At 30.5% G+C, this 14,917-nt stretch carries 11 protein-coding genes; 9 read left to right on the top strand and 2 right to left on the bottom strand.

Annotated features, from left to right (window positions below; genetic code table 11):
• Positions 1–34 precede the first annotated feature (34 nt).
• Complete coding sequence (locus NAB20_RS02790; RefSeq protein ID WP_127823319.1) at positions 35–1,102, bottom strand: glycosyltransferase; 1,068 nt, start codon at positions 1,100–1,102, stop codon at positions 35–37.
• Positions 1,103–1,187: 85 nt separating this feature from the next.
• Here NAB20_RS02790 and trmB point away from each other — a divergent pair, with 85 nt between their 5' ends.
• The 7 genes from trmB (at position 1,188) to NAB20_RS02755 (ending at position 6,800) form a co-directional block, all read left to right on the top strand.
• Entirely contained in the window at positions 1,188–1,862 is a 675-nt protein-coding gene (gene trmB / locus NAB20_RS02785; RefSeq protein WP_375605462.1) for a tRNA (guanosine(46)-N7)-methyltransferase TrmB, read from the top strand.
• 220 nt (positions 1,863–2,082) lie between these two features.
• Entirely contained in the window at positions 2,083–2,814 is a 732-nt protein-coding gene (locus NAB20_RS02780) for a hypothetical protein (protein ID WP_375605461.1), read from the top strand.
• A 270-nt stretch (positions 2,815–3,084) separates the two neighbouring features.
• On the top strand, positions 3,085–3,711 hold the full coding sequence (locus NAB20_RS02775) for a LysE family transporter (protein WP_088392594.1): 627 nt from the start codon (positions 3,085–3,087) through the stop codon (positions 3,709–3,711).
• Positions 3,705–4,046: an MGMT family protein gene (locus NAB20_RS02770; protein ID WP_088392592.1), complete on the top strand. Its 342-nt coding sequence runs from the start codon at positions 3,705–3,707 to the stop codon at positions 4,044–4,046. The genes NAB20_RS02775 and NAB20_RS02770 overlap by 7 nt, the downstream gene beginning before the upstream one ends.
• Positions 4,047–4,214: 168 nt before the next feature.
• Positions 4,215–5,342: an Mrp/NBP35 family ATP-binding protein gene (locus tag NAB20_RS02765; RefSeq protein ID WP_105195577.1), complete on the top strand. Its 1,128-nt coding sequence runs from the start codon at positions 4,215–4,217 to the stop codon at positions 5,340–5,342.
• Positions 5,343–5,394: 52 nt separating this feature from the next.
• Positions 5,395–5,637: a NifU family protein gene (locus NAB20_RS02760; protein ID WP_088392588.1), complete on the top strand. Its 243-nt coding sequence runs from the start codon at positions 5,395–5,397 to the stop codon at positions 5,635–5,637.
• Positions 5,638–5,741: 104 nt separating this feature from the next.
• Positions 5,742–6,800, top strand: coding sequence for an NAD(P)/FAD-dependent oxidoreductase (locus tag NAB20_RS02755; protein ID WP_375605460.1), 1,059 nt, complete (start codon positions 5,742–5,744; stop codon positions 6,798–6,800).
• A 223-nt stretch (positions 6,801–7,023) separates the two neighbouring features.
• Here NAB20_RS02755 and NAB20_RS02750 read toward each other — a convergent pair whose 3' ends face one another.
• Positions 7,024–7,890: a DMT family transporter gene (locus NAB20_RS02750; RefSeq protein WP_375605459.1), complete on the bottom strand. Its 867-nt coding sequence runs from the start codon at positions 7,888–7,890 to the stop codon at positions 7,024–7,026.
• A gap of 94 nt (positions 7,891–7,984) precedes the next feature.
• Here NAB20_RS02750 and NAB20_RS02745 point away from each other — a divergent pair, with 94 nt between their 5' ends.
• The gene (locus tag NAB20_RS02745) at positions 7,985–8,320 is read left to right on the top strand and encodes a heavy-metal-associated domain-containing protein (RefSeq protein ID WP_088391244.1); all 336 of its coding nucleotides are present in this window, start codon (positions 7,985–7,987) and stop codon (positions 8,318–8,320) included.
• A gap of 161 nt (positions 8,321–8,481) precedes the next feature.
• On the top strand, positions 8,482–14,880 hold the full coding sequence (locus NAB20_RS02740) for a S8 family serine peptidase (RefSeq protein WP_375605458.1): 6,399 nt from the start codon (positions 8,482–8,484) through the stop codon (positions 14,878–14,880).
• Positions 14,881–14,917: the final 37 nt, after the last annotated feature.

Here is a 14,917-nt window from a genome sequence, read left to right as displayed (position 1 = left end):
TAAAAGAAGACAAATAGAGTCTGTTCAAGAATCACTATTTGTCTTCTAAATCAAATATTTCAAAGTATTTTTCCCAGTTAATTTTATTATTAAATTGAATAAAACCCTTAAAATCAACTATTTTTTCTAGTTTTTGAAGGCTAAATTCATCTTGTACGCAATATGGAATTATTTGTTCAAGACTTAGTTTATGTGCTAAATATTCCTGTTCGTATTGACCAGGAGTAGGAATAAAAAAAGCTTTTTTACCTAGATAGGCTAAATCCATAACAGTTGTATAACCAGAACGGCAAATAATGTATTGACTACTGTTAAAAGCTACTTCTAGTTGTTGCGTATTCATAAAATTATAAAAAGTAAAAATACCTTCTGTATTAATTTTTTGTTGTTTATCAACTTTTCCTTTTATAAATAAAATAGAACCATTATAGTTCTGTAGTTCTCTAATTAATTTTTCTTCCAACAAACTTCTTTGTGGTTCCGGTCCTGATAATATAACCATAAGATCATACCGAATATTTAATAGTTGTTTTTTAAAACGACTGATAGGACCCAAATACAAAACATTTGGCAAAGGCTTTTTAAGATGACCTAAAAGACCTGTTAAGTTTTGATTTCCCGAAAAATCAGGAACCCAGCAAGCATCATATTGTTTAATCACTTGTTGATGCAACCAAGATGTAATCCATGTAGTATTACCTGTTAAAACATTTAGTTGATGAGTAATAAAAATACTCGGTTTCTTTTTTGAATAAATACCCAGCCGATTATCCGAAATAATACCTTGTATATTATAGGCCTTAATAATTTTTTTTGTAGCCATTCGTTCCAAAAAATAGGCTCTTAAAATTTTATGACTAAATAGGAACAATTTCCATTTAAAATATTTACCCTTTTTTGGATATTTTATTTTATAAGAAGGAAGTGTAATAAAAGTCAAAGAAGGAAATTCAAATTTTAATAATTCAAGAGCTTCTCCATCAGAGGCTATAATAGGATTCATGCCTTGTGTTAAAAGAGCCTTTATGATAGGGATACAGCGTGTAGCATGACCTAAGCCCCAATTAAGAGGAGCAACCAATATGTTTTTACTTGTTTTCAAATGTTATATTTATAAAATTAAGGTAACAATAAAACACTTTATTATACGACATATTTATTTAATTTTGTCAAAACTTTAAGAAATTGTGGGAAGTAAAAATAAATTAAAACGTTTTAAAGAAAACGAAACTTTTGATAATGTAATTCAACCTACTCGTGATGAGGTAGTTAATGGGGCTTTTCCTTACAAAGGAAAATGGCGTTCAACATTTTTCAAAAATGATAATCCTATTATTGTAGAATTAGGATGTGGTAAAGGCGAGTATACAATAGGTTTAGCATCAAGAAATCCCAATATAAATTATATAGGAATAGACGTAAAAGGAGCCCGTTTTTGGAGAGGTGCTAAAACCGCTGTAGAAAACGATATGAATAATACAGCCTTTGTTCGTACTCAAATAGAGTTAATAGAAGATATTTTTGATGCACACGAGATAGATGAAATTTGGATTACATTTCCTGATCCTCAAATTAAATACAAGCGAACAAAGCACCGCATGACCAATAGTGAGTTCTTGAAAATGTATAAGAGAATTTTAAAACCAGAAGGAATTGTAAATCTAAAAACAGATAGTGAATTTATGCACGGATATACTTTAGGATTACTACATGGCGAAGGACACGAAGTACTATATGCTAATCACAACGTATACAAAAATGAAGGCGCTCCAAGTGAAGTTTTAGAAATACAAACCTTTTACGAACAACAATATTTAGAAATTAATAAAGTAATTACCTATATCCGTTTTAGAATTAAATAATAAGTAAGAGATAAAACGATTTTTCTGAAATAAAGGCAGTCGATTGCCCTTTTTTGAATAATTTTTTTAGAAGAATTACTACAAAATTCTGATCTCTTATTAAGTATAGATCACGTAATTTTGAAATCTCAACAAAAACAATCATTAGTGTTAATTTAAAATTTCAATTCAAGAGATGCTGAAAGAAAATTAACCTAAAAAACAATTAAAAATGAAGAAAATGAAAAAGGTATTATTTTTACTAACTGTTTTTATAATATCAAGCTGTTCAACCAGTATTTCTACCAAATTAACAAATAAAAGCTATCAAAAATTAAATGACAATAGTCAAGTAATAGTGTTAAAAGGAGAAGATATTTTACCAAATAATTCAGAATTTATTGGAGATGTCAAAATTGGGGATACTGGATTTACCACTGACTGTGGATATGACAAAGTCATTACAGATGCCAAAAATGCAGCCAAAAATGCAGGCGGAAATATGATACAATTAATTGAAGTAAAAAAACCAAATGTTTTAGTAAGTAGTTGTTATAGAATTAAAGCCAAGATATATAGAAATTTTGATTCGGAATTTCTCGCAAAAATAAAAGGAATAGAAGAGAAGAAGAATAAATCCAGACTACCAGAAAATAGTGATTACGCCCTGATTCATTTTTATAGACCAAGTCTTGGAGTAGGAGCATTATTAGGTTACAGTATCAAAAACGCAAATGATTCTATAATTGGTAGATTAAGAAATGGACAAAAATTTGTTTATAAAACCGAAAATTTTGGAGACCAAAGCTTTTATGCAGCTTTAGAAACGAAAGAAGAAATAAAAATCAATATCGAAAAAGGAAAAGAATATTTTGTTAAATGTAGTATTAATTTAGGTCTTATTATGGGTAGACCTAAAATGATATTAGTTGACAACCATGTTGGAATCAGTGAATTTGATCAAATAGAATAAACTATTGCCCGTAACCATTTTATAAAATGATTAGTTTTTGAAACTAAAATTTGTCTAGATTTTGGAATTAACAGTATCGAAAAATTGAAACTTCTTGAAGCAGCGACATGTTTAAACAAATCAATAAAACTATTTTAATTTATAAAAAAATATCCTTTTGATTTATAAGAAACTTATTTAAAAGAAAAATAAAATACCTAATCATTATTTTCGATCAGAAAATCAATAGATTTTATCCTGAACGAGTTCAACTAAACTAAATAATATAAAATGTCTATTCTTTTAGCCTTTTTTTTAGCCACTTTTTTTTCAAGTATGGGAGTTTTACCACCTGGCATGCTTAATATGCGTGTAGCTGCTATTAGTATTAAAAAATCTATAAAAAGGGCTAAAGAATTTATATTAGGCGTGTCTATTATAGTAGTAGTACAAAGCTTTTTAGGATTTTATTTTGCTACCTTTTTTCAAGACCATCCAAAGTTAACAAAAAACTTAAAATTAGTAGGAATAATTATATTTATTGCACTTACTATATTTTTTCTAGGAAAAGGAATACAAAACGTAATTCAAGCAAGTAAATTAGAAACAAGCGATACAAAAAGTAAATTTTCTCCTTTTTATCAAGGAATTACATTATCCATATTAAATGTTTTTCCTATCCCTTATTACGCATTTTTAAGTCTGTACTTTTCTGCATTTATTCCTGATTTTTTTACCCCTCTTGTAGGTATAGCCTATGTTTCAGGTGTTACATTAGGAAGTGCTTTAGTGTATGTTTTATACGCCTTCCTTTTTAAAAAATGGGAAAATAAAATTTCATTTTTTATAAAAAATGTTAATTTTATTATAGCCACAGTTACTGGAATAATAGCTCTTTTTACATTATACAAATGGTAGTAGCCAAAACATTTGATCAAAATTTTTTTGAACGAGTTTACGAAATAGTAAGACAAATTCCTTATGGAAAAGTAACATCATATGGCGCTATAGCAAGAGCTCTTGGTACTGCCAGATCCGCTAGAATGGTAGGTTGGGCAATGAATGCTTGCCATGATATGAATGATGTTCCAGCGCATCGAGTAGTCAATAGAAACGGAGTGTTAACAGGCAAACATCATTTTGAAGGATCTAGTTTAATGCAACAATTATTAGAAAATGAGGGAATAAAAGTAATGAATAATCAAATTATAGACTTTAAAAAACATTTTTGGGAACCCTCAATAAAGTCATAATAAACACCAAAATTATTCAAAATTACAAGTTTATTGTTTTCATTTATTACAACATAAAAACTTTTAAACCTCTAAAGTTTTAAACTCCTAAACTTCTCATTATCTTTGCAATCTAAAATCAGTTTAAATAAAGATAAAGTACTTAGTAGACTGTTAATAGTTATTAAAATGAAACTAGATAGAAAAGAAATATTAAAAGCATTAGAAAGTATATCCATCGCAGGTGAAGGAAAAAATATGGTTGAAAGTGGTGCTGTTACAAATGTATTAACTTTTGGAGACGAAGTTATTGTAGACGTTACTTTAGCAACTCCCGCCATGCACATAAAAAAAAGAACAGAAGACGATATTCGTAGGTTAATTCATCAAACATTTTCCCCTGAAATTACAGTAAAAGTAAATGTTAAAGTAGAAGTGCCAGAAAAAAATGAAATAAAAGGAAAAACCATTCCTGGAATATCCAATATTATTGCCGTTGCTTCAGGTAAAGGAGGAGTCGGTAAGTCAACAGTAACAGCAAATTTAGCTGTTACTTTAGGTAAAATGGGCTTTAAAGTGGGGGTTTTAGATGCCGATGTATACGGACCATCTATGCCTATCATGTTTGATGTTGAAAATGAAAAACCAATATCAGTAGAAATAGAAGGAAAATCTAAAATGAAACCAATAGAAAGCTATGAAATAAAATTACTCTCTATTGGATTTTTTACAGCACCTAGTCAAGCCGTAATCTGGAGAGGTCCCATGGCAGCAAAAGCATTAAACCAAATGATTTTTGATGCAGCTTGGGGAGAGTTAGACTTTTTACTAATAGATTTACCTCCTGGAACAGGAGATATTCATCTATCAATCATGCAATCCTTACCAATTACAGGAGCCGTAGTGGTAAGTACTCCACAAGCCGTTGCATTAGCAGATGCTAAAAAAGGAGTATCCATGTTTTTATCAGAAAGCATTCATGTACCCGTACTAGGAATTATTGAAAATATGGCATACTTTACACCAGAAGAATTACCAAACAATAAATATTATATTTTTGGAAAAGAAGGAGCTAAAAATCTAGCCGAGGATTTACAAGTACCGTTTCTTGGAGAAGTACCAATTGTACAAAGCATTCGAGAAGCAGGTGACTATGGTAGACCAGTAGCTTTACAAACAGCTTCCCCTTTAGAAAAAATATTTGAAGAAATTGCCCGAAATGTAGTAGCAGAAACAGTTAAGAGAAACGAAGACCTTCCTCCTACAGAAGCTATTAAAATAACAACAATGGCTGGATGTTCAGCCACTAAAAAATAGTCACAGTAAACCAATTTTATGGTCTTAAACCATACAAAACAATTGAAAAAAGATGACAAATAAAGAATTAGAACAAAACGTTATAAAAGCTTTAGATGAAATACGTCCTTTTCTTAAATCAGATGGAGGAGATATAACGCTAATTAGCATTGAAGACGAAAAATTAGTTAAAGTTCGATTAGAAGGAGCTTGTACAAATTGTAATTTAAGCATCAGTACACTAAAAGCAGGAGTAGAAACAACAATAAAAAAATATGCTCCACAAATTGAAAGTGTCATTAACGTTAATCAATAAAAAGAACCATAAATAAAGACCTTTTTATTGATAAATATCATGAGTTACATCAGATATTTGATAGAACTTTAAAGTCTTAATTTTCGTTTTAAAATTTAAAAGAAATGATAGAAACAGATATACTTATTATAGGTGCAGGCCCCACAGGACTTTTTACCGTTTTTGAAGCAGGATTGCTAAAGTTAAAATGCCATTTAATAGATGGTTTGCCTCAACCAGGAGGACAACTTACCGAACTATATCCCAAAAAACCTATTTTTGATATTCCTGGTTTTCCCTCTGTAAACGCGGGTGATTTAGTAGATAACCTGATGGAACAAATCAAGCAATTTCAACCTAGTTTTACCTTAAATGAAGTAGCTGAAAAAATCCAAAAATTAGAAGACGGAACCTTTATAGTAACCACTAATAAAGGAACAGAGCATCATGCTAAAGCAGTAGCTATTGCAGGAGGACTAGGGATTTTTGAACCAAGAAAACCAGCCTTAAAAGATTTAGAATTTTACGAGCAAGAAGACAGAGGAATTGAATATTTTGTAAAAGATCCTGAAAAATTCCGCAATAAAAAAATTGTAATTTCTGGAGGAGGAGATTCCGCTCTTGATTGGACTATCTTCCTATCAAATGTAGCATCAGAAGTAACATTAGTACACCGTCGTAACGAATTTAGAGGGGCTTTAGATTCAGTTGAAAAAGTACAAGAACTAAAACAAAAAGGAAAAATAAAATTGATTACAGAAGCAGAAGTTTGTGGCTTTAAAGGCTCTGAACGAATCGAGTCTGTAGACATTCAAGTAGGTACAGCTAGAATGAATGTAATTTGTGATTACTTTATCCCTCTTTTTGGATTAACGCCTAAATTAGGGCCGATTGCTAATTGGGGCCTTGAAATTGAAAAAAATGCAATAAAAGTAAATAACGCATTAGACTATCAAACCAATATAGAGGGTATTTATGCTATAGGAGATGTAAATATATATCCAGGTAAACTAAAATTAATACTGTGTGGTTTTCATGAGGCAACCCTCATGTGTCAGAGTGTTTATAACAAGTTAAATCCTGGTAAAAAATACGTCTTAAAATATACCACAGTTTCAGGTATTGATGGATTTGATGGATCCAGAAAAGAAGCCGAAAAAGCTGTTGTAAAAGCAATCCAATAAAAAATAATCCCAGATTCCGCATTAGACTTCGTTGTGAAACAAAATTTTTCAATAAATTCAAGTGCTCACGGAAAATTTTAGAAGAAGAAATAGTGAACTATTTTGATGATTAAAATTTGAGTACGTGCTTGAATTTGAAGAAAAATAAAGTGGAATAGATTTACTTCGTCTATTCGCTACGCTCGGGTCTAATGCGGAATCTGGGTTTAATTTAGAATACCTTTTATTTTTTATTAGCCAAGTATACCCCACTTAGTATAATTCCAGCACTAATCAGTTGCATGAAATTGATATTTTCACCATCTAATATTCCCCAACTTAACGCTACAATAGGAATAAAATATGTAACTGATGAAGCAAATAAAGGAGAAGATATTTGTATGAGTTGATAATATAAGATATTGGCAATACCCGTTCCTATCATACCTAACAATAATATGAAAAGAGTTGATTTTATAGTTTCAGGTTGTGTGATAATTTCTCCATACCCATTATAGAATAAAATGAAAAGAGCAGGAATTAACATGATCGTAAAATTCCCTGTAGAAATACTGAGAGGACTGACATCAGGTAAATACTTCTTGATTAAATTTACATTCAAAGCATAACAAATAGTAGCAATAACAACTAATAAAGCATGAAAATAATGAGTTTCACCATTGGTTTCTTTTCCAAAATACACTAAAAATAAGCACCCCATAAGTCCCCATAATATCCCTGTAATCTGATTTCTCACAAAACTTAAGCCAAAAGCCAAAACACCTATTAATAAAGTGTAAAGAGGAGTTAAAGAATTAAGTACACCACTTACGCCACTGTTCATTCCAGTTTGTGCGTATGCAAAAAGAAATACGGGTAAACCATTTCCAAATAAAGAAGTTAAGGCTACGTATTTCCATTTGTAAGAAGGAATCTTTAAAAGAGATTTGAAACCAATAAATATTAAAAAAATAAAAGCAAAAACAAGACGTAAAGCACCTAATTGAAAAGGATTCAGCCCAACCAGTCCTCTTTTTATTAAAATAAACGAACTACCCCAAATTAAAGATAGTAAAAATAAAAGAAGCCATTTGTTGTTTTTGTTCAGCATAATGAAAAATTTAAAAGCCAAAAATCTACTAAAATTTTTAATTACACTATCAAATATGTATATTTTTGTTACAGATAATTTAAAAATAGAAATTATGAATAAACTATTTTGTATGATAGCTACTACAGTTATCCTTATTGGCTGTAAAGAAGAAAACAAAGCAACATATTCAAATTCGGAATCAAATGTTCAAAAAGAATTAGCCAAAATAGAAAAAACAACATTAAAAATAAAAGGAATGACTTGTGCTATTGGATGTGCTAAGACTATTGAAAATAAATTAAACGAATTAGACGGTATTCAGAAAGCTAAAGTTGATTTTAACACAAAATTGGCTACAATTGAATATGATAAAACCATACATACAAAAGAATCATTAGCTAGGTTTATAGAAAGTGTTGCTGATGGAAAAACCTATAAGGTTGAGTAAAATAATATAGGAATAGTCTAATAAAAAGGAAAAAAAGCAATCTAATTTTGGATTGCTTTTTTTTTATTCTTTTTGGTTTATTTTTATGTAATTTATTTGTTTTTTATCTTGTAATTTTTTATTTTATTATTTTTTGGTAGATTTGCGAAAAAAATAATAAAATGAGAAGAAAATTACTAAGCTTTAGTTTCTTTGCATTTTCATTTTTTAGTTTTGCCCAAGATGGAAATTTTATAACTATCAACGGTAATAGAATAAATTCGACTGATGATTTCAGGAAATTAAAGTCAGCTTATTCAAAAGAAAAAATGATTTCTGCAAGAAAAAAAAGTACAGAAGATCCCGTTTTGATCGTACAATTTAAAAAACCTTTGAGTAAAAATGAGCAAAAAAGTTTATCTCAAAAAGGAATTAATTTATTAAGCTATTTTTCGGATAACGCTTACTATGCTAGATTAACACCTGGTTTTTATGAGAAGAATGTTAACAATTCTGATATTAAAACAATTTTTGTGCTCAAACCAGAACACAAAATCGCATCGGAAATTGTTGAAAATGATATTCCTACTTATGCTAAGGAAGGAGAATTACTAGATTTAGTAATTACGTATCATAAAGATGGTACTAAAAAACGTTTAGATGAAGATTTTCGTAATATAGGGTTGAAAAATTTCAGAATAAATGAAGATTTTAATCAAGTTTTTTGTAAGCTATCAAAACAAAAAATTTTAGAATTAGTAGAATTAGGAATTATTCAAAATGTTGAATTAGCTCCAGCACCAGCAGTTTTAGAAAATAATCCAGGAAGAACCTCTCATAAGGTAAATGTATTATCATCTAATTTAAACGGGTTAGGATACGGATTAACAGGTAATGGTGTGAAAATTGGTATTTGGGATGGTAATGTTGAGCCCCATAAAGATGCAACCAATAGACTCTTTACCAGAGAATATGAGTCGGCAAGTACACATGGTAGTCACGTTTTTGGAACTATGGCAGGAGCGGGAATCATAGATCCTCTTGCAAAAGGAATGGCTCCTAAAGCGACCGTATACGCTTGGAATTTTAACGTTCAATCGAATGGATTAAAAGTCTATGAAGAACGATTGTTATCCGCTAATAATGATGGAATTGAATTGACGCAAAATTCTTACGGTGTTAATCTTGATAAAGGATACAGTACCACTAGATATGATGTTTCTGATAGAGGAGATGATGAGGTAATGGTTAGAAAAAATTATTTGTTAACCATGTATTCAAATGGAAATGCACAATCAGCAAATCTTGCTGCTGGAGGGTTTTATACTTCTACTAAAAATTCTAAAAATGCGCTACACGTGGCAGCAAATGATCCTAATGAAAGTATAAGTAATTATAGTAGTTTTGGTCCTACAGCAGATGGGCGTTTAGTTCCTCAAATTTCAGGTATAGGTTCAGATGTGTATTCTATGAGTTATAATAATTCATACGAAGTAATGAGTGGTACTTCTATGGCAACCCCAGGAGTTACCGGTACTGTAGCATTATTGTATGAACGTTACAAAAATAAGTTCGGACAAAGACCTTTAGGATCTTTAATGAAAGCCATTGTGTGTAACACAGCCGATGAGTTAGGGAATGTCGGACCAGATTATAAATATGGATATGGTAAAATAAATGGATTACGTGCAGTCCAAGCAATTGATGAAAATAGATTTTATACAGCATCTATTGCAAATGGAGTAGATAATCAAAAAGTGATTACTGTTCCAACAGGTACAAAGCAATTAAAAGTTATGTTATGTTATACTGACTTGCCAGGTGTACCAGGTACAAATTCTATTTTGGTTAATAATTTAGACCTAAAAGTATTACGTAATGGGCAAATTTATTTACCTTGGGTGTTAAATCCTTCTATGCCTAATAATCCAGCAACTAAAGGAATTGATGATTTAAATAATATAGAGCAGGTTACAATTGATAATCCTGAACCAGGGGATTATACTATCATAATCAATGGTAAAAATATTCCACTAGATTCACAAGAATTTTCAGTAGCGTATGATTATATAAAACCAGAATTTAAATTAACATATCCTATCGGAAATGAAAAATTAATCCCAGGAACAAAAGAATTTATTCGTTGGGATTATGTAGGAGAGGCAAAACCTTTTGTTTTAGAATATTCAAATGATGGTGGGAATAACTATAAACAAATAGCTGAATTGCCTACGGAAGCGAGAACTTATCTTTGGACAGTACCCAATGAAGTTGGAACTAATTTCAAAATAAGAATTTTAAGCGGAGGAAAAGTAGTATCTTCTAAACAAGTATTTACGTTAATGCCTAGGCCAGAAAATTTTAAATCAGAAACAGTAACAAATTGTGGTACTACAGATTTTAAATTGACTTGGGATGTCATTCCTAATGCGAAATATGAAATTTTAAAATTAAGTGCTAATGGCGAAGATTTTGAAGTTATAGCAGAAACGCCTACAAATGAATATGCTATAAATACTACAAATAAAGATGTTTATACAGTAAGAGCAATCAGTTTAACAACTAATGCTGTTTCTGAAAGAGCAATTGCAATAATATTAAATCCTTTAAACTCAAAAGAATTAACAGCTGTTAGTTTACCATATAAAGAAGATTTCGAAACATTAAGTCCTTCCAATATTACCTTAACAAGTAATCCAACAGGTAAAGCGGATATTACTTATGCAACGCCAAAAGGTAGAAATGGAATTGTATTTTCAAGTAATGGAGTAGCAGGAGCAACACCATGGGTTGCGTCTTCTGTATTAGGATTTGGTGATACATCAACTACAAATGCTTTTAAAGACAATCCAACGTATATCAAAAAAGCTACATTTTGTGAATTTGATGCTACGGCTCTTGCAGGAAAAAAAATACGCTTAAAATATGATGTGCGTTATGAAAATCCTAATTTCTCCTCAAATAAAATTTTCTTAAGAGTTCTTGTTAATGGAACAGAATTAGTAAGTGATCAAGGATATAAATTTATTACAGGAATGGCAGGTTCAGGATCGCCTATTTATGATCTAAGTGCTTATGCTGGTGGTAAGATAAACCTTGTTTTTGAAACAGCTATGGATGATAGTGATGTTAATACTACATCTAAAAAAACAAGTACACTTAGTTTAGACAATATAATGCTTTATGAAGCAACAGATGATCTAGGAATTAGTTTTGCTAATACTAGTATTTCAACACTTTCAAGTACTTCAACAGCTGTAAAGGTTTCTGTTAGTTTGCTTAATTATAGTGCTAATGAAATTTCGAATATACCAGTATCTTATACAATAAATGGAGGAGCACCTATTAATGAAGTTATAGCAGGACCTATTGCCCCTATGGGACGTTTTAGCTATGATTTTACAACAACTCAAAATATGAGTGCATTAGGAAAATATGCTATAGTAGTAAAAGCTAACATGGTTGGTGATACTAATCCAGCAAATAACACCTATAGTTTTAACCGTACTAATAATGGTTCAGATATAGCAATCAGCTCTTCTAAACTTGTACATACTGGGTGTGATATAAGTTTTACAGACGATGGAGGACGTTTTGATGACTATAAAAGTATACCAGTCCCAGCAGCTGCAAAAAAAGCTACTTTTAAACCCGCTATTGCTGGTAAAAAAATTAAAGTAGATTTTACAAGTTTTAATTTAGAAGATCGTTATGATTTTCTAAAAATATACAATGGACCAGATGAAAAATCACCATTAATTGCATCTTATACAGGAAATACGATACCTGCTTCTATAACTTCTTCCGCTACTAATGGAGAATTAACATTTGAATTTGTACCTGATGATGCAGTAGCAGAAAGTGGTTGGGTAGCTAATATTACCTGTGTTGATTATGTACCTTTTGTAGATGCTGGAATTACATCTATTATAAAACCCGAAATACTAGGTAAAAAATCAGCAAACACCACCATAACAATTGCAGTTAAAAACTATTCATCTGATACTAGAAACAATTTACCTGTATTTTATCAGATTAATGGAGGACCAAAAGTTGAAGAAGTTATAGCCTCTATTAACGGTTTCGAAGAAAAAGAATATACGTTTACTACTCCGGTAGATTTAAGCACTAATCCTGATGAAAAATTTGCTTATGTAATTAATGCAGGTATCAATGAAGTGGATACTAATTTAACTAATAATAAGAAAGAGAAAAAAGTATACAATAGATATAGTTTACCACAAAACGTTAATACAGACGGATATGCAATTACGAACCTAAATTGGAGTACTTTCTCTAATGCAAGTGGAGTAACAGGATATTCAGATTTTAAAAATTTATCTATTCCTGTATTCAAAACAAAGGCTTATTATCCTAATGTGACTATTTCTAAAGCAGATTTACCTTTAACTAGATCATTAACGTTAAGTACAGGCGTATTTACCATTATGGTTATAGATCTAAATAATGATGGTAATTTTAGTGATGAATATTATGCAGGTAAATATTGGGTAAATACAGAAGCAAACGAAGCTAGTTTGGCATCTACAAGAACTACCCACTATTTTAAAAATGTTGAAAAAAATACAGTAGGAGTTGCTATTCCTTCTGATGTGCCAACAGGAAATCATGCCGTTCGTTTTATACACATGTTTAGAGATAAAGCAGAATCTTTTAATGTAGTGTTAGGACCAACAAAAGACGGGTTAACAACTTCAAGAAATGATTTTGAAATTGAAGAATACACCTTAAATGTCCAAGAACTTCCAACAGCAGACGTTGAACTAGTTGAAATTCTTGATTTACGTCCAAGACTTAATAATACAAGCGTTGTAACCGTTAAATTAAGAAATAATTCATCCGTTGCTTTAAAAAACTTTGATATTGCTTATAAAATAAATAACGGTGCAGAAGTTAAACAAACAATAACAGCAGATGTTAATCCTGCTAGTGAAGCTATTGTTTCATTCACAACAGAAGCTGATTTAAGAGCTATTCAAGAATATACAATAGAAGCCTATACTCAATTAGTAGGTGATCAAAATATTAGTAATGATAAGAAAGTCTTAACAATTAAGCACGTAGCACAAAATATACCAAACAAAGTAGCTAATTTTGATGGTAATGATGATGTGTTAATTACTAAAACAAATCCGTTGTTTGAATTAGGGAATGGATTTACTTTCGAAACTTGGATTAATCAAAAAACACCAGCTCCTAGTTTTGGTAGGTTCTTTGATAAAGGAAGTATTGTCGCATTTATCAATAACAATGCAGGACATTCACTTTATAAAGAAAATAGTTTAATTATAAGCGTAACAAAAGATTCTGGATCATTTGCTTTAAATACTGAAACAAATACGATTAAGTTAAATGAATGGATGCATATTGCAGTAACAGCAAGTAAAACCAATCAGTATAAGGTATATATCAACGGAGTGGAGGTTCCTGCCAGATTAGTTTCTGGAACAGTTGGAGCACCAAAAGCTAATAATACCTCTCCTTTACTGATCGGTAATAATTTAGCTCTAACAAGAGGATTTAATGGTAACATTGACGAAGTCAGAGTTTGGAATACTGAAAGATCAGCAGCAGATATTATAAATAATCAAAACACTAAGTTTGTAGGAAATGAAGCAGGCTTATTGTGCTATCTTCCAATAGCCGAAACAGAAGAAGTTTTTACTTATGATAAATCAGCTTTAGATAATACCGCTATAGCTATTAATACAGGAACAAACTTTTTTGAGACACCTAAATTATTACGCAATTTTAATTTAGTGGGACAATTAAAAAATGTTTACAACGAAGCAGATAAGTCCTTTACTTTCCATGTATCTGATACATTTGATTTAACTAAAGCAGTTTTTGATTTTACGACTAACATGTTTTCTAACGCATTGATAAATAATGTTGTACAAGTTTCAGGAGTAACTGAAAATAACGTTGCGACAGAGTTTGTACTAACAATTCAAGGAACAGGATTAAACGCTGAATTATCTGAAAACTACAGGATAAAAATTAATAAAGGTTTAAATACAGAATCAAAATTAATTAGCTACAAGTTTCTAACTACAGATAACAATGATTTAGGTCAAAACTTAGAAACTGCTATTAACGGAGTAAATGTAGTCGGAAGAGCAGGAAATGTAAATCTATCGAATTTAATTGCAACTTTTGAAACGTCTCCAAAAGCCACTGTTTTTGTAGATGGAGTAAAACAATTAAACAATAAAACAGTTGCATTAAGCTATGAAGGACAATCAGTTATTGTTTGTGTGGTGGCAGAAAATACATTGTCAAAAACTTACTATGAAATAAATATAGAAAGAACTCTTTCTAATGATAGTTTTGAAAATGAAATAATGGCTGTATATCCAAATCCAGTAACTGAAGGAGAAATGATATCCTTAAGTAAAGAAGGCGAAGTAGTATTATATGACTTAATTGGAAAAAAAGTTATAGAATCTAAAGAAAAAATTAATAAAATTAATTCATCAGGTTTAAAACCAGGTACTTATTTGTTAGAAGTAACTACTGATGCCAAAAATAAAATACGCAAAAAAATTGTTATTAAATAACATGTGTTAGTTTTTATAAAAAGACCGCTTTTAAGCG

It is taken from the genome of Flavobacterium davisii (assembly GCF_042182265.1).
Classification (GTDB): Bacteria; Bacteroidota; Bacteroidia; order Flavobacteriales; family Flavobacteriaceae; genus Flavobacterium; species Flavobacterium davisii.
The sequence above is the reverse complement of the archived record's forward strand: the minus strand, read 5'-3'. Positions and strand labels throughout refer to the sequence as shown.